Annotated in this window: 21 protein-coding genes; all 21 read left to right on the forward strand. The window is 42.6% G+C overall.

Going from position 1 to position 22,081, the window contains the following annotated elements; translation table 11 throughout:
• The 21 genes from ACJ9PY_RS07780 (at nucleotide 1) to ACJ9PY_RS07880 (ending at nucleotide 22,043) form a co-directional block, all read left to right on the forward strand.
• Nucleotides 1-2,157: a penicillin-binding protein gene (locus ACJ9PY_RS07780; RefSeq protein WP_145504977.1), complete on the forward strand. Its 2,157-nt coding sequence runs from the start codon at nucleotides 1-3 to the stop codon at nucleotides 2,155-2,157.
• Between the two features lie 112 nt (nucleotides 2,158-2,269).
• Nucleotides 2,270-4,192, forward strand: coding sequence for a stage V sporulation protein D (locus ACJ9PY_RS07785; RefSeq protein ID WP_411739741.1), 1,923 nt, complete (start codon nucleotides 2,270-2,272; stop codon nucleotides 4,190-4,192).
• 158 nt (nucleotides 4,193-4,350) lie between these two features.
• On the forward strand, nucleotides 4,351-5,823 hold the full coding sequence (locus tag ACJ9PY_RS07790; RefSeq protein WP_411739742.1) for a UDP-N-acetylmuramoyl-L-alanyl-D-glutamate--2,6-diaminopimelate ligase: 1,473 nt from the start codon (nucleotides 4,351-4,353) through the stop codon (nucleotides 5,821-5,823).
• A gap of 86 nt (nucleotides 5,824-5,909) precedes the next feature.
• On the forward strand, nucleotides 5,910-6,887 hold the full coding sequence (mraY, locus tag ACJ9PY_RS07795) for a phospho-N-acetylmuramoyl-pentapeptide-transferase (protein ID WP_057278446.1): 978 nt from the start codon (nucleotides 5,910-5,912) through the stop codon (nucleotides 6,885-6,887).
• Nucleotides 6,888-8,240, forward strand: coding sequence for a UDP-N-acetylmuramoyl-L-alanine--D-glutamate ligase (gene murD, locus ACJ9PY_RS07800; protein ID WP_411739743.1), 1,353 nt, complete (start codon nucleotides 6,888-6,890; stop codon nucleotides 8,238-8,240).
• Between the two features lie 150 nt (nucleotides 8,241-8,390).
• Nucleotides 8,391-9,497: a stage V sporulation protein E gene (gene spoVE, locus ACJ9PY_RS07805; protein WP_034313896.1), complete on the forward strand. Its 1,107-nt coding sequence runs from the start codon at nucleotides 8,391-8,393 to the stop codon at nucleotides 9,495-9,497.
• Nucleotides 9,498-9,851: 354 nt separating this feature from the next.
• Nucleotides 9,852-10,760: a UDP-N-acetylmuramate dehydrogenase gene (gene murB / locus ACJ9PY_RS07810; protein WP_063576912.1), complete on the forward strand. Its 909-nt coding sequence runs from the start codon at nucleotides 9,852-9,854 to the stop codon at nucleotides 10,758-10,760.
• Between the two features lie 131 nt (nucleotides 10,761-10,891).
• The gene (locus ACJ9PY_RS07815; protein ID WP_063576911.1) at nucleotides 10,892-11,674 is read left to right on the forward strand and encodes a cell division protein FtsQ/DivIB; all 783 of its coding nucleotides are present in this window, start codon (nucleotides 10,892-10,894) and stop codon (nucleotides 11,672-11,674) included.
• Nucleotides 11,661-12,353 (forward strand): DUF881 domain-containing protein, encoded by a 693-nt coding sequence (locus tag ACJ9PY_RS07820; protein ID WP_057278443.1) that lies wholly within the window; start codon nucleotides 11,661-11,663, stop codon nucleotides 12,351-12,353. The genes ACJ9PY_RS07815 and ACJ9PY_RS07820 overlap by 14 nt, the downstream gene beginning before the upstream one ends.
• A 43-nt stretch (nucleotides 12,354-12,396) precedes the next feature.
• Entirely contained in the window at nucleotides 12,397-13,107 is a 711-nt protein-coding gene (locus ACJ9PY_RS07825) for a DUF881 domain-containing protein (RefSeq protein ID WP_052137467.1), read from the forward strand.
• The gene (locus tag ACJ9PY_RS07830; RefSeq protein ID WP_034313884.1) at nucleotides 13,107-13,472 is read left to right on the forward strand and encodes a small basic family protein; all 366 of its coding nucleotides are present in this window, start codon (nucleotides 13,107-13,109) and stop codon (nucleotides 13,470-13,472) included. Before ACJ9PY_RS07825 ends, ACJ9PY_RS07830 begins: the two co-directional genes overlap by 1 nt.
• A 254-nt stretch (nucleotides 13,473-13,726) precedes the next feature.
• Complete coding sequence (ftsA, locus tag ACJ9PY_RS07835) at nucleotides 13,727-15,025, forward strand: cell division protein FtsA (protein ID WP_411739744.1); 1,299 nt, start codon at nucleotides 13,727-13,729, stop codon at nucleotides 15,023-15,025.
• A gap of 44 nt (nucleotides 15,026-15,069) precedes the next feature.
• Nucleotides 15,070-16,227 carry a cell division protein FtsZ gene (gene ftsZ, locus ACJ9PY_RS07840; protein ID WP_034313879.1) on the forward strand — a complete coding sequence of 386 codons (1,158 nt, stop codon included), beginning with the start codon at nucleotides 15,070-15,072 and terminating at the stop codon, nucleotides 16,225-16,227.
• Nucleotides 16,228-16,595: 368 nt separating this feature from the next.
• Entirely contained in the window at nucleotides 16,596-17,522 is a 927-nt protein-coding gene (gene spoIIGA, locus ACJ9PY_RS07845; RefSeq protein ID WP_411739745.1) for a sigma-E processing peptidase SpoIIGA, read from the forward strand.
• 58 nt (nucleotides 17,523-17,580) lie between these two features.
• Entirely contained in the window at nucleotides 17,581-18,300 is a 720-nt protein-coding gene (gene sigE / locus ACJ9PY_RS07850) for an RNA polymerase sporulation sigma factor SigE (RefSeq protein ID WP_034313874.1), read from the forward strand.
• Between the two features lie 150 nt (nucleotides 18,301-18,450).
• Nucleotides 18,451-19,230, forward strand: a complete 780-nt coding sequence (gene sigG, locus ACJ9PY_RS07855) for an RNA polymerase sporulation sigma factor SigG (RefSeq protein WP_034313871.1) — start codon at nucleotides 18,451-18,453, stop codon at nucleotides 19,228-19,230.
• Nucleotides 19,231-19,458: 228 nt separating this feature from the next.
• On the forward strand, nucleotides 19,459-19,728 hold the full coding sequence (locus tag ACJ9PY_RS07860) for a YlmC/YmxH family sporulation protein (RefSeq protein WP_034313870.1): 270 nt from the start codon (nucleotides 19,459-19,461) through the stop codon (nucleotides 19,726-19,728).
• Between the two features lie 55 nt (nucleotides 19,729-19,783).
• Complete coding sequence (gene pgeF, locus ACJ9PY_RS07865) at nucleotides 19,784-20,605, forward strand: peptidoglycan editing factor PgeF (RefSeq protein WP_411739746.1); 822 nt, start codon at nucleotides 19,784-19,786, stop codon at nucleotides 20,603-20,605.
• Between the two features lie 7 nt (nucleotides 20,606-20,612).
• On the forward strand, nucleotides 20,613-21,284 hold the full coding sequence (locus tag ACJ9PY_RS07870) for a YggS family pyridoxal phosphate-dependent enzyme (RefSeq protein WP_098184672.1): 672 nt from the start codon (nucleotides 20,613-20,615) through the stop codon (nucleotides 21,282-21,284).
• A 21-nt stretch (nucleotides 21,285-21,305) separates the two neighbouring features.
• A complete protein-coding gene (locus ACJ9PY_RS07875) occupies nucleotides 21,306-21,770 on the forward strand; it encodes a cell division protein SepF (protein WP_057278438.1) in 465 nt (154 codons plus the stop codon).
• Between the two features lie 6 nt (nucleotides 21,771-21,776).
• Nucleotides 21,777-22,043 (forward strand): YggT family protein, encoded by a 267-nt coding sequence (locus tag ACJ9PY_RS07880; protein WP_034313862.1) that lies wholly within the window; start codon nucleotides 21,777-21,779, stop codon nucleotides 22,041-22,043.
• Nucleotides 22,044-22,081: the final 38 nt, after the last annotated feature.

Genomic DNA, 22,081 nt, shown 5'->3' on the forward strand with positions numbered 1-22,081 from the left:
ATGCAGAAACAAAAAAATATGAAGCATGGGGCAGCCGGATTATTCTTCTTATTCGGCCTGCTCTTTTTTGTTTTAGTCTGCCGATTTTTGTATATTCAGGTGACTGGTACAGCTGGCGGGGAGGTACTGGCTTCGAAAATCGACAAGAAATATGAAAAAAAACAGATCATAGAAGCAAAAAGGGGAAGCATACTCGATACAAAAGGTGAAGTCATCGCCGAAGATACTTCCTCCTATATCTTAAGGGCGGTACTTAGTGAAAAGGAGCCGGAGCATGTCAAGGATCCGGAGATGACCGCGAAAAAGCTTTCTAAATATATCGACATGGATGAACAGGACATCTATGAAAGACTTACGAAAAAAAAGGCATACCAAGTGGAATTTGGCAGTGCCGGCAAGGATTTGACTCAGGTCGTCAAGCAGAAAATAGAAAATTTGGAACTGCCGGGAATTACATTCGGAAGGACGAATAAACGTTTTTATCCGAATGGGATTTTCGCCTCCCATCTGATTGGCTATGTAGAAAAGGATGAAGAAACGGAAGAAATGGCTGGTAAGTTCGGCATTGAAAAGTACCTCAATAAAGAATTGCAGGAAACGGATGGGAAGCTGACATATGACAGTGACTCATGGGGCTTCCTCTTACCGGATAAGAAAGAAAAGGTCGTTGCACCTGATAATGGCAATGATGTCATGCTTACGATCGACAAGAAAATACAAACATTCTTGGAAGACTCGATGAGCAAAGTGCAGGAAAAATATGATCCCGAACAAATCATAGCGATTGTCTCCAATCCCAAAACGGGGGAGATTGTGGCGATGGGGCAAAGGCCCACCTTCCATCCGACAACGAAAGTCGGGCTAACGGATACATGGCGTAACCTGGCAATTGAAGAAACCTTCGAACCGGGTTCAACCATGAAAACATTCACCCTTGCCGCGGCTGTTGAGGAAGGGGTCTTTAATCCGAATGAAAGCTTTGTTGCAGGAACCTACAAAGCCGGATCGGGTAAAATCGGGGATCATAGCGGAATCGAAAGAGGAAAGAGCATGACCTTTCTGGAAGGGGTTCAACGTTCCTCGAACGTCGCTTTTGCCACACTTGCAATGGATAAAATAGGAGCCGATACGTTCCGTGAGTATTTGACTAAGTTCGGATTTGATAAAAAAACGGGAATTGACCTGCCAAACGAGATAACCGGTAAAATTCAATACAAGTATAAGCTTGAAAAAGTGACTACCTCCTTTGGACAGGGTTCGACCGTTACACCGATTCAACAAATCCAAGCTGCATCCGCAATAGCCAATGACGGAAAAATGATGCGGCCGTACGTGATAAAAAGCATTTCCGATCAGGATACCGGAAAAATTTTGAAAACGACCAAGCCGAAAGTGACAGGGCAACCGATTTCGGAAGAAACTGCAAAACAAGTACGTGATTATTTGGAAACGGTAATTTCCGCGAAAAAAGGAACAGGGAAAAAATATGCCATTGATGGATATCAAGTAGCGGGGAAAACCGGTACTGCACAAATTGCGGGTCCGACAGGTAGATATTTAGAAGGGAAAAATAACTATGTGTTCTCCTTTTTAGGAATGGCTCCAAAAGATGATCCGCAGTTGGTCATGTATGTGGCGGTCAAGCAGCCCAAGTTAGGTGTATCTTATGTTGGGGCTGATCCATTGTCAGAGATATTTAATCCTGTCATGCAAAATAGCCTGCAATATCTAAACATAAAACCTTCTGAAGTTAAAAAACAAAAAGCAAATAAAATCAAAGACTATACGAATCAAACCGAGAGTTCAGCTGTTACAGAACTGAAGGAACTTGGTTATGATGTAAGTATGATCGGAAGTGGACGTAAAGTGCTCGACCAATCCCCGAAAGCGGGGAGTGTACTCTTACAAGGTGAAAAGATAATCCTCAGGACGGAAGGCGAAATGAAAGTTCCTGACATGAAGGGATGGTCCTTGCGCGATGTCATGAAATTGGCTAAGGTTGCAAAACTGGATCTGAAAACCGAAGGTACTGGATACGTGAGTAAACAGAGTCTTAAGGCCGGGAAAAAGGTAAATGAAGGCGAAACCTTCAATATTGAATTATCCCAGCCTGATGGGGCTGGTGAAGATATACCGACAAAAGAGAAAACAGAGTGAAGATAAAGAGGGGATCCAAATGGATTCCCTCTTTATTTCTTTCAAAGTTTCTAGTCTAGCATCGAGTAGACAAGCATATATTGAAGCATGTATGAAATGGAGGTGCCTGTTTTTGCGTGTTTCGAATGTTACTGTCCGAAAACGGCTGGCAATCGCATTGGCGATCGGTATCGTTGTTTTTTTTATCATTGATATCCGATTGGGAATTGTACAGTTTTATCTAGGGGATAAGTTGACGGGGCTGGCTAAAGATTCCTGGAGCAGGAATATTCCTTTTGAAGCCAAACGAGGAGAAATCCTTGATCGGAATGGTGTCGAGCTGGCAACGAATATATCTGCGCCAACAGTCTATGTCATCCCTAGACAGATTGAGAATCCTGGGGAGACGGCGGAACAGCTTGCTTCAATATTGGATATGACAAAGGAAAAGGCTTATCAATGGTTAACGAAACAGGCGATGAGCGTCAGAATTCCGGAAGGCAGAAAGATATCTCACGAAAAGGCGAAGGAAATTAAAGCATTGGGGATAAAGGGCGTATACATCGCTGAAGATTCAAAGCGCCATTACCCATTTGGTGAATACCTTTCACATGTTCTTGGCTTTACAGGCTCTGACAATCAAGGGTTGATGGGTATTGAATTGTCTTATGATAAGGAACTAAGCGGGGAAAAAGGATTCGTTAAATTTTACTCCGATGCGAAAGGGAAAAGGCTTGAGAATATGGCCGATGACTATAAGCCCCCTGTTGATGGTGATAATTTGAAGCTGACCATCGATAGCAAAATCCAGACAATTGTGGAGAGGGAGCTCGATAATGCGGAGGCGACATATGATCCTGATGGTATAATTGCCATTGCAATGGACCCGAACACTGGGGAAATCTTGGCAATGTCCAGCAGGCCAACCTTCGACCCTGCCAATTTTCAAAATGTCCCCTCGGAAGTGTATAATCGTAATTTACCAGTTTGGAGTATATATGAACCAGGATCGACTTTTAAGATCATCACGCTTGCTGCGGCGCTTGAGGAAGGGAAGGTCGACTTACAAAAGGAACATTTTTATGATTCCGGACATGTGGAAGTGTCAGGATCAACGCTGCATTGCTGGAAAAGCGGAGGACATGGGGATCAAACTTATCTTGAAGTGGTCGAGAACTCATGTAACCCGGGTTTTGTAGAATTAGGGAACCGGCTTGGTAAAGACAAGCTGTTTAAATATATAAATGATTTCGGTTTTGGGCAAAAGACGGGAATTGATTTAACCGGAGAAGGAAAAGGAATCATGTTCAACATGGATCGAGTGGGTCCGGTAGAGCAGGCAACTACTGCGTTTGGACAAGGTGTAGCCGTAACGCCCATTCAGCAGGTGACAGCGGTATCGGCAGCCGTGAATGGCGGGACTTTGTATACACCATATATCGCGAAGGAACTCGTGAATCCAAAAAATGGGGAAGTGCTGATGCGAAAGACCCCTCAGGCGAAGAAAAAGGTGATTTCAGAAGCAACCTCGAAGAAAGTCCGGGAAGCGCTTGAATCCGTTGTCGCCCAAGGAAGCGGTAAAGGAGCATTCGTGGAGTCGTACCGCGTCGGCGGGAAAACGGGTACAGCCCAAAAAGCTGAAAATGGCAGATACCTTGAAAATAATTATATTCTCTCATTCATTGGTGTCGCTCCAGCGGATGATCCGCAAATCGTCGTTTATATAGCTGTGGATAATCCGAAAGGAACGGTACAATTCGGCGGGGTCGTTGCCGCACCGATCGTTGGGAATATCATGGAGGATTCACTTAGGGCCATGGGCGTCAAGCCAAGGAAAAACCAGATTGAGAAGGAGACGGTCTGGACGGATCCCGTCATGGTCGAGGTACCAGACGTCGTGGGTCTCAGCAAAAAAGAGTTGCAAACCCAGCTCATCGACCTTAAGCTTGATATTGCCGGAAATGGGGATAAAGTCATAAATCAAGCCCCAGATCCAGGTGTTAAAGTAAAACAAGGCTCTACAATAAGAATTTATCTTGGCGAAAATACAGAATAAGTATAATATAATATATGAATAGTTAAAGCGGCTGAAGATTCATCAGCCGCTTTGTTTACGGAGTCGGGATAACCCCGTATAATTGAAATTGGTTTCTCGACAAGCCAAGGCTAATCACATATAATGAATCCTCAAATTAAGTTGAGAGGGATGGAAAAATGAAGCTTCACAAATTACTATCTTATTTACACTCCTTATTTACGTATGAAGGAGAAAATCCTGAAATCACCTCCATTGAAAATGATAACCGTAAAGTCATAGACGGAAGTTTATTTGTTTGTATAAAAGGTTATACAGTCGATGGTCATGATTTTGCCCAACTTGCTGTAGAGCATGGAGCTGCAGCAGTCATTGCCGAAAGGCCGCTTGACCTCGATGTTCCCGTGATCGTAGTCAGGGATTCGAGCAGGGCGATGGCGGTTCTTGCCGATGCATTTTATGGCCATCCGACTCAAAAGATGCGCTTGATCGGAATTACAGGAACGAATGGAAAGACGACGACCAGTCACTTACTGGAAAAGATTTTCGAGGATCGACATGAAAAAACAGGCTTGATTGGCACGATGTATACAAAAATCGCCGATACGGTATATGAAACCAAGAATACGACGCCAGATAGCGTTACACTGCAGAAGGCTTTTCATGAAATGGCCGAAACATCCGTCTCCACGGCCATTATGGAGGTTTCATCGCATGCACTTGAGCTTGGGCGCGTCCATGGCTGTGATTATGATATTGCCGTCTTTACGAATCTCACACAGGATCATTTGGATTTTCATAAAACCATGGACAGATACAGGCAGGCAAAATCCTTATTTTTCTCACAGCTTGGCAATGCTTACATAGAAAATCGCCCTAAATATGCTGTGCTTAATGCTGATGATGAGGCAACTGCCGATTTCATTAAGGCGACTGCCGCTACAGTCGTTACATACGGCATAGACAATGAAGCGGATATCAGGGCCAAAGATATAAAAATTGATGCAAATGGCACCTCGTTCACCTTGACAGCAGGTAAAGAAGAGCGATACATTCAGCTGAAGCTAATTGGTAAATTCAGTGTTTATAATGTACTCTCTGCCATCTCTGCTGCTTTGTGCGCCGGTAACGATCTGGATGAGACAATTAGATCCATCGAGGATATAAAAGGTGTTGCAGGCCGTTTTGAGCTCATTTCAGCGAATCAGGACTTCCCAGTCATTGTTGACTATGCCCATACTCCGGACAGTTTGGAAAATGTTCTGAAGACTGTTGGTGAGTTTGCTAGAAAGAAAATTTACGTGATAGTGGGCTGCGGCGGGGACCGAGACAAGACAAAGCGTCCAATCATGGCGCAAATTGCATGCAGCTTGGCGACTGACCCGATCTTCACTTCGGATAATCCACGCAGTGAAAATGCTGCCCAGATCCTCCGGGATATGGAAGCTGGTGTAGCAGGCAAAGAATATACGGTTATTGAAGACCGCAGGCAGGCGATAGCTTACGCAGTTTCCAAGGCGGAAGAGGGCGACGTTATATTAATTGCTGGAAAAGGTCATGAAACCTATCAATTGGTCGGTGACGAAGTGCTTCACTTCGATGACCGTGAGGAAGCGGAAAAGGCGATTCAAAGTCGTTTGGGTTCAGTTTGAACCAATGCTGAAATTGCCCTGCAACAAAAAAAAGACATCAAGCAGAATTTAATATTTGAATTGTGTTAGGAATGAGGGAATAAGGAATGTTGGAACAAGTGATTTTTTATACGATTTTGGTGGCGTTTTTAGTAACCGTTCTTCTTTCGCCGATTTTCATCCCGTTTTTAAGAAGATTGAAATTCGGGCAAAGTATTAGGGAAGAAGGCCCGCAATCGCATTTGAAAAAAACGGGAACACCCACCATGGGCGGTTTGGTCATATTATTATCTGTTACCATCGCTACACTAGTCATGACTTTGAAATTTTCGGCACCTTCAACCGAAACGTATTTATTATTATTCGTTACTTTAGGTTTTGGTTTATTAGGTTTCCTTGATGATTTCATCAAAGTGGTCATGAAGCGTAACCTGGGACTGACTTCCAAGCAAAAACTGCTTGGACAAATTGTGATTTCGGTCATCTTTTACTTCGTCTTCAAGCAGACAGACCGTTTTAATCCTGAATTGACGATTCCAGGCACTGACTTTTCTTTTGATTTTGGCTGGTTTTATCTGTTCATCGTTATATTCTGGCTGGTAGGCTTTTCGAATGCCGTCAATTTGACGGATGGGCTTGATGGACTTGTCTCAGGGACATCAGCCATTGCCTTTGGTGCTTTTGCCATTTTGGCCTGGAGTCAGTCACAATATGATGTCGCCATTTTTTCGGTGGCGGTTGTCGGTGCAGTACTCGGATTTTTGGTATTCAATGCACACCCGGCAAAGGTTTTCATGGGGGATACGGGCTCCTTGGCCCTTGGGGGAGCGATCGCAACCATCGCCTTGTTAACGAAGCTTGAAATCCTCCTGGTAATCATTGGCGGAGTCTTCGTCATTGAAACGCTCTCGGTCATCCTTCAGGTAGGATCTTTTAAAACGACTGGTAAACGTATATTTAAAATGAGTCCGCTTCACCACCATTATGAGCTTTCCGGCTGGTCGGAATGGCGTGTCGTCGTCACTTTCTGGACAGTGGGGCTGCTGTGTGCGGTACTCGGAATCTATTTAGAGGTGTGGATATAATTGAAAGAGACTGCAAAGTATTCAGAGAAAAAGATATTAGTATTGGGTTTGGCAAAAAGCGGAGTGATGGCAGCTTCGCTTCTACATAAATTAGGTGCTTTCGTGACGGTTAATGACATGAAGCCATTATCGGAAAATCCTGAGGCTCAAGGACTTCTTGAACAGGGAATCAAAGTCATCTGCGGCAGTCATCCAATCGAGCTTCTGGATGAGGGGTTCGAGCTGATCGTGAAAAATCCGGGAATCCCCTATCGGAACCCTATCGTAAAAGGGGCATTGGAAAAGGGGATTCCTGTTATCACGGAAGTTGAACTGGCCTACCAGATAAGTGAAGCACCTTTCATAGGAATCACTGGTACAAATGGGAAAACGACCACGACAACATTGATATACGAAATGTTGAAGTCCGGTGAAAAATCCCCGCTGATTGCCGGTAATATCGGGACAGTGGCTTCTGGTGTTGCTGAACATGCAAAACCAGATGACTCGATCGTCATAGAATTATCATCGTTTCAGTTAATGGGAATAGACGAATTTCGTCCTGAAATCTCAATCGTGACAAATTTGTATGATGCACATTTGGATTATCACAGTTCCAAACAGGAATATGTCGAAGCAAAAGCTGCCATCACGAAAAATCAAATAGCATCAGATTTCATGATTTATAATGCAGATCAAAATCTTGTTTTATCCATGGCGAAAGAGACCAAGGCTCAACTTGTACCTTTTTCAGCTGAAGTGAAACATGAGAATGGAGCCTATGTGGAAGATGGTGCCGCCTGTTTCCGAGGGGAAAAAATCATTGAAGTTTCAGAGATAGCCCTTCCCGGGAAGCATAATTTGGAAAATGTACTAGCCGCAATTTCAGCGGCCAAGCTTAAGGGTGTAGCTAATGAAGCCATTCAGACTGTATTGAAAACATTTTATGGTGTGGAGCACCGTCTGCAGTTCGTGGCAACAATCGATAACCGTAAATTTTATAATGATTCGAAAGCGACGAACATTCTTGCAGCATCCAAAGCGTTAACATCCTTTACGGAACCGGTCATCTTATTGGCAGGCGGTCTGGATCGCGGAAATGAATTTGATGAGTTGAAACCGGCGATGAAAAATGTCAAAGCCGTGATAACTTTTGGCGAAACGGCGGAAAAAATTGAACGGGTAGCCAAAGAAATAGGAATAGCGAATATAAAACGTGTCGATAATGTAGAAAAGGCCGTACCGGCTGCATTTGAATTATCAAATGAAGGCGACTGTATTCTTCTCTCCCCGGCTTGTGCAAGCTGGGATCAATATAAAACTTTTGAGCAAAGAGGAGACATGTTTATGGAGGCCGTGCATAAACTTAAGTAAGAGCTTTCGCAGAGAGAAGTGAACCTGCTTCTACGTTGACACCATGAAAAAAGCGATAATGAGCCGTTATCGCTTTTTTTTTGACTAAAGTGCTGACAAGCAATCAGCACTGATGTTTATATTCGTAGGCTAAAAACTTCCTAGAGGTGGATGTCCGTGCCATTAAAAAAATCGAATCCTGATCTCATTCTCATTATCGTCACCTTAAGTCTTTTGACTGTTGGATTAATCATGGTTTACAGCGCGAGTGCCATTTGGGCAACATATAAATTTGATGATTCGTTTTATTTTGCTAAAAGGCAGTTGCTTTTTGCCTGCGTCGGTGTCATAGCCATGTTTTTCATCATGAATGTGGATTACTGGACGTGGCGGACATGGGCCAAAATCCTTATCATCATTTGTTTCATTATGTTACTGGCTGTGCTTGTACCAGGTATAGGGATGGCGAGAAATGGTTCGAGGAGCTGGATTGGTGTAGGTGCTTTTTCGGTCCAACCCTCTGAGTTCATGAAGCTGGCGATGATCGCTTTTTTAGCTAAGTTTTTATCAGAACGGCAAAAGCTGATCACCTCCTTTAAAAAAGGGATGCTTCCATCCTTGGGTTTAGTGTTTTTGGCATTTGGTTTGATCATGTTACAGCCAGACCTTGGAACGGGAACGGTAATGGTTGGAACGTGCATTGTCATGATTTTTATTTCCGGGGCAAGAATCAGTCATTTTGTCGGCTTGGGGCTAATTGGGGTAGCAGGTTTTATCGGTCTGATTTTGTCAGCGCCCTACCGGATAAAAAGGATCACGTCTTTTCTGGATCCATGGGAAGACCCTTTGGGCAGTGGATTTCAGATGATTCAATCGTTTTATGCAATCGGGCCAGGGGGGTTGTTCGGATTGGGACTCGGGCAAAGCCGCCAAAAGTTTTTCTATTTACCCGAACCGCAGACTGATTTCATTTTTGCCATACTCTCCGAGGAACTTGGCTTCATCGGGGGCTCTCTTGTCATTTTATTATTTGCGCTAATGCTTTGGCGGGGCATTCGGATCGCACTTGGTGCCCCTGATTTATACGGGAGCCTTGTAGCGGTAGGAATCATTGCAATGGTCGCCATTCAAGTGATGATCAATATAGGGGTGGTAACGGGACTTATGCCGGTTACGGGTATCACCTTGCCCCTCTTAAGTTATGGCGGTTCATCGCTGACGCTCATGTTGATGGCGATTGGGGTGCTCCTGAATATTAGCCGATATTCGAGGTTCTGAAATAAGAAAAAAATGTGGTTTGGCAAAAGGGAAGTCCTGTTGAACGCAGGGCTTCCTTTTTTTACGTTGAAAACCCTTCCAGGAAAAACGATTTTTTTGGGGGGCTTGCCGAAAATTAGAAATAAATGAAATGCCGCTTAAATATTACCATGTATGAATGTTGGGGAATCCACAATAAATATTGGCAATACGTCTTTGTTTAGACTATAGTATAAGAGGGTTAGGCCGTACTGGGGCTTGCTTCTGTTCATTTTTCTGCTAAAAAGGCGTTATTAATCTTGTAATAAAAGTGACCTCATGGAAGAGGAAATGAAAATTATAACTTGGAATTTTGGAACAACAAGGAGGTTTATCATGGATAATGTGATAAAGCAATTAACTGAAATGAAAATCGGCAAAGTTCTTGAACAGGAACCGCTTGCAAATCATACAACTATGAAAATTGGGGGGCCTGCTGATTTATTCATCGTGCCGTCATCCATTGAAAATATAGAAAAAACGATGCAGGTCATCAAAGAAAATGGGATGCCGTGGAGGGTGATCGGCAGGGGCTCGAACCTGCTGGTCAGTGATGGCGGAATTGAAGGTGCCGTGCTTAAATTGGGCAGAGGACTTGATCATCTCGAGATAAATGGGACGGAGATCAAAGCAGGAGCTGGGGTATCACTTGTCAGCCTCTCCGTACAAATCAGTAAAAAAGGATATGCAGGATTGGAATTTGCCAGTGGGATTCCTGGTTCTGTCGGCGGAGCGGTCTATATGAACGCTGGTGCACATGGTTCCGATATGAGTGAAATACTCAAGCAGGCACATGTTCTTTTTGAAGATGGAACTCTAGCTTGGCTTTCGAAAGAGGAAATGGAGTTTTCTTATCGAACTTCTCTGCTTCAGAAGAAAAGACCCGGTATCGTACTGGAAGCAATTTTTCAATTGACAGAGGGGGATAAAACCGAAATCGTTGAAAGAATGCAAAATAACAAGAATTATCGTAAAGATACCCAGCCGTATAATCTTCCATGTGCCGGGAGCATATTTAGGAATCCACTTCCACACCATGCTGGTAAATTGGTCGAGAATGCAGGCCTGAAGGGACATTCTATTGGCGGAGCTCAGATTTCACCGATGCACGGGAACTTCATCGTTAACACAGGTAATGGAAGTGCAGCGGATGTTCAAGCCTTGATACAGCATGTGAAGGATACTGTATATGATAAATTTGAAGTTGAAATGGAAACAGAAGTGGAAATTATCGGAAGAAAATAACGGGATTCATTATATCCAAATATTGTGATATAATGTGTTACCTTTAAAGTTTGTTAAGAACATAATATTGAGTTTGTCTTGATTTCGCACTGTCAAGAACCATCCATTTTTTTCAGGAAGAGGTGAAGGGGATGGAAAAGGGAAAAATCGTTTCCATTGAGGACCGCATCCCGAAATTAAAACAATTAAGAAAAAGCAAAGCAAACAGGCGACTTGTTCTTTTGCTGTCCCTTTTCTTCATTCTTGTTGCTTGTGTGCTATATTTCCTATCCCCGTTGAGCTATGTGAAATCCGTGCAGGTAGAGGGGAATCGTTATATTACTTCCAAACAGATCATTAAATTGAGTAAGGTGAAGAAGGATCGAAGCATCTGGAAGGTTGATACAGGGACAGCGGCAGCCAATATCAAAAAAAATCAAGAAATAAAAAGCGTTAAGGTGACACCGGTATTTCCTAATTCCATTAAAATTACGGTTTCGGAACATAACAGGATGGCATATCTGTCCAATAATGGAAAGTTTGCACCCATTTTGGAAAACGGGTCCGTTTTAGAGGAGTTAGCAACAGGAGAAATTCCAGTATTTGCCCCTGTTTTAATTGGTTTCAAAGAGGGTAAAGCATTAAAGTTGCTTTTAGAAGAGCTGGACAAGCTTCCTGACGAGATTCAGAATGCCATTTCGGAAATTCATTATGCTCCTACAAAAACCGATGAATACCATATCGTCATGTTCATGAACGATGGGTTTGAAGTAAGTGCGACAAGCCGGACTTTATACGAGAAAATGATTCACTATCCATCGATAGTCAGCCAGCTGGATCCAAATGTAAAGGGAGTCATCGATCTGGAAGTGGGTTCTTATTTTAAAGCATATGAAGACGCTGAACAAAAGGAAGACACCAATGAGGAAAATTAATGGCAACCGGGTGGTTTTACCCCTGGTTTGCGTGGTTCTCGGATTCATGATTGCCTTCTCTTACAATCTGACCAAAGAAGGTGAAGGTGCAGGGAAGGACAAAGCCTGGGACCAGGAATATGAGCTCAGGCAGCAGCTGATCGAACAAGAGAAGCAGAACCGGGAACTTCAGAAGGAACTCCTCCAGAAGCAAGAAAATGTATCCCAAATAGAAAAAGACCTAGCTCAGGAAAAGCAGCTTTTTTTCAATTTGGCAAAGGAAACGGAAAAATACCGAATGTTTCTCGGAAAAGTGAAAGTGAAAGGCTCAGGCCTTCAGGTGACGCTTGAAGATGGTACAGATATGGAATCAGAAGCCAATGTTAATAATTACCTCGTCCATGAACAGCATGTCTTCAAGGTCGTCAATGAATTATACATATCAGGTGCAGAGGCTGTTGCGATTAACGGCCAAAGGTTAAATCATGATTCATACATAATCTGTAATGGGCCTGTGATTACAATCGATGGCCATCAGCATCCTGCTCCCTTCATCATATCTGCGATAGGGGACCCGGAAGTCCTGGGTGCTTCACTGGATTTACCGGGTGGCATCAAGGAACAGCTGGTTAATGAGAATATTATCTTTACAGTGGAAAAGCAAAAGAATATCATTTTTGATCCAATTATTGGAGGGTGATCGTGACCGCCGGATTCGATGAAAGATTGGTGAGAAACTGGAAATGAAAAAAAAGCTTTCTTTTAGTTTGGTTACGTTGATTGCTGGCTTCATGCTCGCTATTCAATTCAATTTGGTGAATCAGCCTGTCGTATCCGATACAAGGGATATGTGGGAACTGAAAAATGATTTATTGAAAGAACAGCAGACCCAGGCGGAATTAATAGAGGGTATAAGTAAGCTTGAGGGAAAAATAGCATCTTATGAAACAAAGAAAAATGAGAGTAAAGAAGAAGTCTTGCGTGACACCCTGACCGAATTGAAGACTGACGCAGGTTTGACCGAAATAAGAGGTAATGGGGTAATCGTATCTATACAGCCTATCAAAGCCGATATCCTTCTTGGTGAGAAGGTCGAGTATATTTCACCAGTATTGATCATTCGGCTCATTAATGAAATGTATAGATATGGCGCTGACGAAATTTCCATTTCAGGACAAAGGTATATATCAACATCGGTTATTCGTGATATTAATGGGCAGCCGAAAATGGACGGATATCCTCTGGTTCATTACCCGGTCGAAATGCAGGCAATAACCGTTAATCCAAAGAAACTGAAGCAGCGCATTGAAGGTTCCGAACTTATGGATGATTTCTTTATAGACAATTTTGAAGTGCAGATTAAGGTGCCTTCCGGCAAGTTGACATTGCCGGCTTACCAAAATGCTATTAACGTGGAACATATGGAGCCCATTATGGATGGGGGGGAATCGTGATGTGGCTTTCAGTTTTTGGTCTGTTGATTGGAATCACCCTTGGTTTTTTGGTGGATTTTGATATTCCCCATGAATATTCAAATTATCTCTCCATAGCCGTGCTTGCTGCTTTTGATACCTTATTTGGGGGGATACGGGCTCATTTGCAAAATCTTTATGATGAAGTTGTATTTGTAACAGGATTCTTCTTTAATATTATTTTAGCCGCAGGTTTGGCTTTTCTAGGTGTACATCTTGGTGTAGACTTATATTTAGCCGCAATCTTTGTATTCGGTGTCAGGCTCTTTCAAAATATTGCCCTGATCAGAAGGATCCTGATTGAAAAATGGTCCATTTCCCGGAAAAAGCAGAAAAAAAATCTATAATTTTAAAGGGAATTAAGTTATAAATGACGAATAGTTTATGGCAGTATCTAGTTTTTTTAGTAAATCAGTCACGTAGAGAAGCGAACAATATGCACCATAAAGTACGAGTTTTGTTCGGGAAATACAAAATGAAACGCTTATCTATGTAATTCGTCAGTTGTTGTAAACAGTTCTGTTATTCTATAATGTATAAGTCTTCGATATAAAAATGTTATTCTACTAATACATGTATAAACTGAAGGAGGTGCCATGGAATGAACAGCAACGAAATATACGTAAGTCTTGACATCGGTACATCCAGTGTAAAAGTTATCATTGGGGAAATGGTCAATGACACATTAAATATAATCGGTGTAGGAAATGTTAAATCAGAAGGGCTCAAAAAGGGTTCGATCGTCGGTATAGATGAAACCGTCCAATCCATTCAAAAGGCTATAGAGCAAGCAGAACGGATGATAGGGATGGAGATAACAAAGGTAATCGTCGGCATAAGTGGAAATCATGTGACGCTTCAGCCGTGTCATGGGGTAGTAGCGGTATCCAGTGACAATAAAGAGATTACCGAGCATGACGTTTTCCGTGTCAGGGAAGCAGCTGAGTTAATAACGATACCATCCGACAGGGAAATCATCGACGTGGTGCCGATTCACTACAAAGTTGATGAACTTGATGAAATCAGTGATCCACGGGGCATGATAGGTGTCCGGTTGGAAATGAGAGGGATTTTAATCACAGGTCTTCGGACAATTTTACATAATACGCTGCGCTGCGTGGAAAGGGCAGGATTGGAAATAACCGATATCGCCCTTCAGCCTTTAGCCGCAGGTTCCCTTGTTTTATCAAAGGATGAAAAAGAACTTGGTGTGGCACTTGTCGATATTGGCGGAGGTTCCACGACCCTGGCAATTTTCGAACAAGGCTATTTACAATATACGTCTGTGATACCTATAGGCGGGGAAACACTTACGAAGGACCTTTCCATCGTTCTAAGGACGACTATGGAAGAAGCTGAGAAAATAAAAGTAAAGCATGGACATGCCTATTATGATGACGCGTCTGAAGATGAAGTATTCCAAATACCGATCATCGGCAGCGATCAGCAACAGACCTGCAACCAGTTAATGCTTTCGGATATCATTGAAGCGCGGGTGACCGAAATATTCGAGTTGATTCAAGATGATTTGAAGAGACTTGGCTTCCAGGATATACCGGGTGGTTTCGTGTTGACCGGGGGCGTCGTCAAGATGCCGGGTGTCCTGGAGCTAGCTCAATATGTGTTCCAAAACCGAGTAAGGACAGCTGAACCCAATTACATCGGTGTTAGGGAACCCCAATACACCACGGCTGTTGGTTTGATTAAACACGCATGCAAGAAAGAGAGAATGCAAAAAAACACCGCTAATAAAACTCCTGTAGCAGCTGGACAAGCTCAAGAAGATAACGACCAGCGCGGCCAGAAGGTTTCTCAGAAAAATAAAGAGAACACGGCTAAAAAACAAGGTGAAAAAGGTGAATCTAAATTCAAAAAAATCCTGGGTTACTTTTTTGAATAACAATCATTAAGAATCGGGAATTTCGTCAAAATAGGAGGATTGTCATGTTGGAGTTTGATTCTAATCTAGAACAATTAGCAACGATAAAAGTAATAGGTGTTGGCGGCGGCGGAAACAATGCGGTAAACAGAATGATCGAGCATGGTGTACAGGGCGTTGAGTTTATTTCTGTCAATACTGACGCACAGGCTCTTAATCTATCAAAAGCAGAAATCAAAATGCAAATCGGTGGGAAGCTTACACGCGGTTTGGGTGCAGGTGCCAATCCAGAGGTAGGAAAAAAAGCTGCTGAAGAAAGCAAAGAGCAGATTGAAGAAGCGCTTAAAGGTGCCGATATGGTATTCGTAACGGCTGGAATGGGCGGCGGTACGGGAACGGGGGCAGCTCCTGTCATAGCGGGCATTGCTAAAGATCTAGGGGCCCTTACAGTGGGTGTAGTTACCCGTCCATTTACTTTCGAAGGCCGAAAACGTGCAACACAGGCACAAGGCGGCATTTCATCCATGAAGGAATCGGTTGACACACTCATCGTCATTCCGAACGACCGCCTCCTTGAAATCGTCGATAAAAGCACGCCAATGCTTGAAGCATTCCGTGAAGCGGATAATGTACTTCGCCAGGGTGTACAAGGGATTTCAGATTTAATTGCTGTTCCAGGTCTTATTAACTTGGACTTTGCCGATGTGAAGACGATCATGTCCAACAAAGGTTCCGCTCTTATGGGAATCGGGATTTCCTCCGGGGAAAACCGTGCAGCGGAAGCGGCGAAAAAAGCCATTTCCAGTCCGTTGCTTGAAACATCGATTGATGGCGCCCAAGGTGTACTGATGAATATTACCGGTGGTACGAACCTAAGTCTTTTTGAAGTCCAGGAAGCGGCCGATATCGTGGCTACAGCATCCGATCAAGACGTCAACATGATTTTTGGTTCTGTTATCAATGAAAACCTTAAAGATGAAATCGTCGTTACGGTAATTGCTACAGGCTTTAACGAGGTTGAAGCTTCAATTCGGCCTACTGGACGTCCAACACTCGGACAGCAGCAGCAATCAAGACCTCAGACACAACAAACGCCACAGTCTAACGTGAAGCGTGAAGTGAAGAGGGAAGAAGTCAATGAACAGCCTGCACGTAATGCCAATCAAGGCGATGAGGCTTTGGATATTCCAACCTTCCTCCGTAACCGTAATAGACGCCGTTAATAACGACGTCATATGCCGTTCCCATTTGGGGACGGTTTTTTGTCGTTAATAAAATGCATCCCTACGGAATTGTGCTGGATGTTGCCTAGGCAGAAGGGAGCTTCCATCTTTTGCTCACTTCCATTCATTAATGTAAAAAGATGAGAGAAATTATTAAACGTTTATAACATAAATCGACAGCAGTAAAAGGGAGCAGGATAGTCTCTAAGACAGTATTGAAAATATCAATAGCTGATTTTCTACAAAAAGGGTAAAAATGACTGAAAAACTCTTAAGTTTTCAGTACAAAAAGTGACACACTTTCTTAGGGCAGGTACGCTATACTTTTTGCTAGTGGAAGGTTAGTTCATATAAGGAGGGGAGGGTGTTTGACTTTATATTTAGATGTGATCTGGTTATTGAATTGGTTATTTGACTGCCTCCTTTTATATTGGACCGCAATCATTCTCAAACGAAGGGTAGCTCTTTGGCGGGTGTGCATCGGCGGACTGATTGGTTCCTTCATTATCGTATTGGCATTCACTCCTTTTTATGCAATTGCCGACCGGGTATACATGAAGATTTTAGTATCCATGGTCATGGTGCTGGCAACCTTTGGGTTTAATAGGCTAAAACTTTTCGTGAAATCGGTGGGCACTTTATATTTTGTGACATTTTTATCGGGAGGAATCCTTCTGGGACTTCACTACCTATTTGAATTCCAAATCGTGTCCAAGGACCCTGGTCAATATGCCGGAATCAATCGTTTTGGCGACCCTGTCAGCTGGATATTCGTCATGATCGGGTTCCCGCTCGCATGGCAATTTTCCAAGCGAACATTAGAAGGGATGGAAATGACCAAGCTTACACATGAACGAATGGTTTCGGTCTCGGTTAAAATTTCTGACTTTGAAGGAACGTTTCATGGATTGGTGGATAGCGGCAATCAACTATATGACCCGATTACACGTTCCCCAGTAATGATCATTTCTCTTTCAGGCTCGGAAACGGGAATTCCGAATGATATGCTAGAGCTCTTTAAAAACCCCGATACCCTGATTAGCCAGGAAGTGCAGCCCGAATATTCATGGACAGGAAGAATGCGTGTCATCCCTTATAAAGTCGTAGGTCATGAACATCAGCTGTTAACCGCAATCAAACCGGATTATATTAAAATCGTTCAAGGAGAAAAAGAATTTCATGTCAAGCAGGGTCTCATTTCGTTTACCTTTCAACAACTCTCTCCCGACAATAGCTATCAATCTATCGTTCACCCGAAGATGTTAACCGGCATACCGGTGCAAACTGCCTCCTGAACCATCGATTCACTCTTGAATTTGACCCATAATCCGTTTATTAGAAGGGAGAATTATTTTGAAGAAATTCATTCTTCGGCTTACTTACTTTTGGTACAAACTATTGTTCAAGCTCGGATTGAAAACGGACGAAATATTTTATATAGGAGGGAGTGAGGCACTGCCGCCGCCCCTTTCAAAGGAAGAAGAGGCAATACTGATTAATAAATTACCAAATGGCGATGAAGCTGCACGCTCGATCTTGATTGAACGTAATTTAAGGCTGGTTGTTTATATTGCCAGGAAATTCGAAAATACAGGCATCAACATTGAAGATTTAATCAGCATAGGTACCATAGGTTTGATCAAGGCTGTGAATACATTCAATCCAGAGAAGAAAATAAAACTGGCTACATATGCATCGAGATGCATCGAGAATGAAATATTGATGTATTTACGCAGAAATAACAAAATCCGCTCTGAAGTTTCTTTTGATGAACCTCTGAATATTGATTGGGATGGAAATGAACTACTGTTATCCGATGTACTTGGAACGGATGATGACATTATCACGAAAGACCTTGAGGCAAACGTTGACCGTAAGTTGCTAACAAAAGCACTTACACAGTTATCGGAACGTGAAAAACAGATAATGGAACTCCGTTTTGGACTTGCAGGAGGAGAAGAAAAAACCCAAAAGGACGTTGCCGACATGCTGGGGATTTCCCAATCTTACATTTCGCGTTTGGAAAAACGGATTATTAAGAGGCTTCGTAAAGAATTTAATAAAATGGTGTAAAAAAATAAAGTGCTTAAATGTCAATCAAATCAATACTTCGGTAGTAATATTGAAAAATAATCGGGATTTTCTGTTCTAGCCATGTGCATATTTTTTCCTCCCGCGGAAATACTGTTTTTTGTACAGCGCTCCTGTGAGGAGGGAATAATTTTGTCTCGTAATAAGGTTGAAATCTGCGGTGTGGATACATCAAAATTACCGGTTTTAAAGAATGAAGAAATGAGAAAACTCTTTAAAGAACTGCAAGATGGCGATATTTCAGCAAGAGAGAAACTGGTAAACGGGAATCTTCGACTCGTTCTAAGCGTCATTCAACGCTTCAACAATCGGGGAGAGTATGTAGATGATCTATTTCAGGTAGGCTGTATAGGGTTGATGAAGTCGATAGATAACTTTGACCTAGGTCAAAATGTTAAGTTTTCAACGTATGCTGTACCGATGATTATTGGAGAAATCAGAAGATATCTTCGTGACAATAATCCGATTCGGGTATCCCGTTCTTTAAGAGACATCGCTTACAAAGCTTTGCAGGTAAAAGAAAAGCTCATAAGCCAGACCCTTCGTGAGCCGACAGCTGAAGAAATCGCCAAGGTGTTGGAAGTACCTCATGAAGAAATTGTTTTTGCACTAGATGCTATACAAGATCCAGTTTCACTTTTTGAACCGATTTATAATGATGGCGGGGATCCGATTTATGTACTCGACCAACTGAGTGATGAAAAAAATAAAGATAGTACCTGGATTGATGAAATAGCTATAAATGAAGGCATGAGACGGTTGAATGACCGGGAAAAAATGATCCTTCGCAAACGGTTTTTCCAAGGGAAGACGCAAATGGAGGTAGCCGAGGAAATCGGCATTTCACAAGCACAGGTCTCCCGCTTGGAAAAAGCGGCAATCAAGCAAATGAATAAAAATATCCAACAGTAGAAGCTGAGCATGAGAAAAAGTTAGCTGAAGCGGGCAGGGCAAAAATGTCGATACCCGCTTCATAGCTACTTATCCATTGCGGCTTTTTTATTTTGTTGAAAATCCCTTCCGGAAGGGATCGTGAATCGGGGACGTTTATTTATCGTAATCTTCATCCTTGAGCGCATCTTGTCATATACATAGGAATAGGACCTTCATCTATGATGAATTTTTGAGGAGCTGAGTGATGTGACCAGGATTTCAGAATTTCAAATAAAGGATATCGTCAATATAGCGGATGGGAAGAAGTTGGGTAATATGTCAGACCTTGAAATAAATACGGCCACGGGGAAAATAGAGGCCATCGTCGTTTCAAATGGCACCCGATTAATGGGCTTTTTTGGAAGAGAACAGGACATTGTGATTCCATGGCGCAAAATAAAAAAGATCGGTGCGGATGTCATACTTGTTGAACATCAGACGGTATTTCAAGGAGAACTGAAAGATGAACGTTTTTAAAGGTGCATGGCGCAAATATATGATACACTAGACTAAAAATAAAGAGGTTTATTGCATGAAAGAGCCATTTGTTTTAATAAAAGACCAATATATGCTCATTGACAGCTGGAGACAAAAAAATCTCCAGCTCGTAGCGGGCTTCACCACAAAAAATGGTGGAGTCAGTACAGGTGATTTTCAAACATTGAATACCGGTTTTCATGTCGGGGATAAACTTGGTGATGTCCAGGGAAACCGCAGGATTATAGCCGATAAGCTGATGTTTCCGCTTAATGAATGGATAGGGGCCGAGCAGACACATGAAACGAATATCCATCAGGTTACCAGCCGCGATTGCGGGAGAGGTGCTGCGGATTATGATTCAGCCTTTAAAGCGACAGATGGATTCTATACGAAGGACCCAAACGTTCTATTGACCCTTTGCTATGCTGACTGCGTGCCCTTATACTTTCTTGCTCCGGCACATGGTATGATTGGGGTGGCACATGCTGGCTGGAAGGGCACGGTTAATGGGATTGCACGAAAGATGGTTGAGGCATGGCTGAATGAGGGTATAAAAGCAAGTGAGATATTTGCTGTTATTGGACCTTCGATTTGTTCAAAATGCTATGTAGTTGATGATTATGTCATGGATTTAGTGCAGAATTTGCTGGTAGATATTGACGAAAAGCCCTATAATTTAATCAGTGAAGGACAATATCAGTTAGATCTTAAGCAACTTAATGCATTGATTCTTCAAAAATCAGGAATTCCAAATAGTCAGATCGACGTTACATCATACTGTACAAGCTGTGATCATGAATTGTTTTTTTCACATCGCCGTGATAACGGGAAGACAGGCAGATTGATGAGTTTTATCGGTTGGAAGGAGGATTAGAGTAACAGTGAAAGTAGTGGACAATTTAAAAAACATCGAAGAAAAAATAAATATAGCATGTGAAAATAGTGGAAGGGACCGTGAAGCGATAAAGTTGATCGCAGTGACGAAATATGTTTCGGTCGAGAGAGCGAATGAAGCATTGGAAGCGGGAATACTTGATTTGGGCGAAAACCGTGACGAAGGGCTATTGGCTAAATATGAAGTGCTGAAGGACAAGCCAAACTGGCATTATATTGGTTCCATGCAAACACGCAAAGTTAAGAATGTCATCGATAAAATTTCATATATCCATTCATTGGATCGCATTTCTTTGGCAGAAGAAATTCAAAAACGCGCTAATGAGCCGATAAACTGTTTAGTGCAGGTGAATGTATCTGGTGAGGAATCAAAACATGGTCTGAATCCAGAAGCGACTATTGATTTCATAAAAGGGTTATCTGCTTTTGATAAGGTGAATGTTGCAGGATTGATGACGATGGCTCCATTGACCGATGATGAACGGATTTTGCGGGAATGCTTCCGGAAACTGAAAGGCATCCAGGCTGAAATACAAGCTTTGGAGTTGAAGCATGCCCCCTGTACTGAATTGTCCATGGGTATGTCCAATGATTTCATGATTGCCATTGAGGAAGGCGCTACAATGATCCGGATTGGTACAGCACTTGTAGGCGAATAATTTTAAGGAGGTACGCTATAGATGTCGTTCGTATCAAAATTTAAATCTTATTTCGCGCTGGATGATGAGTATGAGTACAGGGAAGAAGTGGTGGAAGAAGAGGAGGCTGAACCAAAAGTCGTGAAGTCAGCTAAACAGCAGCAGTCCGCTTCTGCAGGGAATAATACCAATCAGAATATCGTAAGTTTGCAAAGCGTACAAAAATCTTCTAAAGTAGTATTATTGGAGCCGCGTGCTTATGCAGAAGCCCAGGAGGTAGCTGATCATTTGAAAAACAGGCGCGCAGTAGTCGTGAACCTTCAACGGATCCAGCATGACCAAGGAAAGCGAATCATCGATTTTCTAAGTGGGACTGTCTATGCAATCAGCGGGGATATCCAAAAAATCGGAACAGATATATTCTTATGTACCCCGGACAACGTCGATGTTTCCGGTAATATTACCGGCTTCGCCGCCGAAGAGGAGTACGAAGAAGCGAGGTGGTAATGGTTAATGGGTCTAGTGCTTCAGGGTTTATATTATTTAATTGAAATTTATTCAATGGCATTAATCGTTTACATATTGATGTCATGGTTCCCCAATGCAAGGGAGACATCAATCGGTCAGTTTTTGGAAAAAATTTGCGAACCGTATTTAGAACCGTTCAGAAAGTTCATTCCGCCACTTGGCATGATTGATCTTTCACCTCTTGTGGCCTTGCTGGTTCTTAATTTTGCCAGCGGTTATGGAATCTATTACTTACAGACATTAATTGGATGATCAACAATTAACCTGACATGCATATTACTACACAGTCG

It is taken from the genome of Peribacillus sp. S4 (assembly GCF_046715815.1).
Classification (GTDB): domain Bacteria; phylum Bacillota; class Bacilli; order Bacillales; family DSM-1321; genus Peribacillus; species Peribacillus frigoritolerans.

Excerpts from the sequence above, each read along its gene's own strand:
- ACJ9PY_RS07825 (WP_052137467.1), top strand. The coding sequence starts at position 12,397 with ATGAAAAAAAAGCTTTCTTTTAGTTTGGTTACGTTGATTGCTGGCTTC.
- ACJ9PY_RS07780 (WP_145504977.1), top strand. The coding sequence starts at position 1 with ATGCAGAAACAAAAAAATATGAAGCATGGGGCAGCCGGATTATTCTTC.
- murB (WP_063576912.1), top strand. The coding sequence starts at position 9,852 with ATGGATAATGTGATAAAGCAATTAACTGAAATGAAAATCGGCAAAGTT.
- ACJ9PY_RS07880 (WP_034313862.1), top strand. The coding sequence starts at position 21,777 with ATGGGTCTAGTGCTTCAGGGTTTATATTATTTAATTGAAATTTATTCA.
- ACJ9PY_RS07830 (WP_034313884.1), top strand. The coding sequence starts at position 13,107 with ATGTGGCTTTCAGTTTTTGGTCTGTTGATTGGAATCACCCTTGGTTTT.
- ACJ9PY_RS07820 (WP_057278443.1), top strand. The coding sequence starts at position 11,661 with ATGAGGAAAATTAATGGCAACCGGGTGGTTTTACCCCTGGTTTGCGTG.
- pgeF (WP_411739746.1), top strand. The coding sequence starts at position 19,784 with ATGAAAGAGCCATTTGTTTTAATAAAAGACCAATATATGCTCATTGAC.
- ACJ9PY_RS07875 (WP_057278438.1), top strand. The coding sequence starts at position 21,306 with ATGTCGTTCGTATCAAAATTTAAATCTTATTTCGCGCTGGATGATGAG.
- ACJ9PY_RS07790 (WP_411739742.1), top strand. The coding sequence starts at position 4,351 with ATGAAGCTTCACAAATTACTATCTTATTTACACTCCTTATTTACGTAT.
- ftsZ (WP_034313879.1), top strand. The coding sequence starts at position 15,070 with ATGTTGGAGTTTGATTCTAATCTAGAACAATTAGCAACGATAAAAGTA.
- ACJ9PY_RS07815 (WP_063576911.1), top strand. The coding sequence starts at position 10,892 with ATGGAAAAGGGAAAAATCGTTTCCATTGAGGACCGCATCCCGAAATTA.
- spoVE (WP_034313896.1), top strand. The coding sequence starts at position 8,391 with ATGTCCGTGCCATTAAAAAAATCGAATCCTGATCTCATTCTCATTATC.
- mraY (WP_057278446.1), top strand. The coding sequence starts at position 5,910 with ATGTTGGAACAAGTGATTTTTTATACGATTTTGGTGGCGTTTTTAGTA.
- ftsA (WP_411739744.1), top strand. The coding sequence starts at position 13,727 with ATGAACAGCAACGAAATATACGTAAGTCTTGACATCGGTACATCCAGT.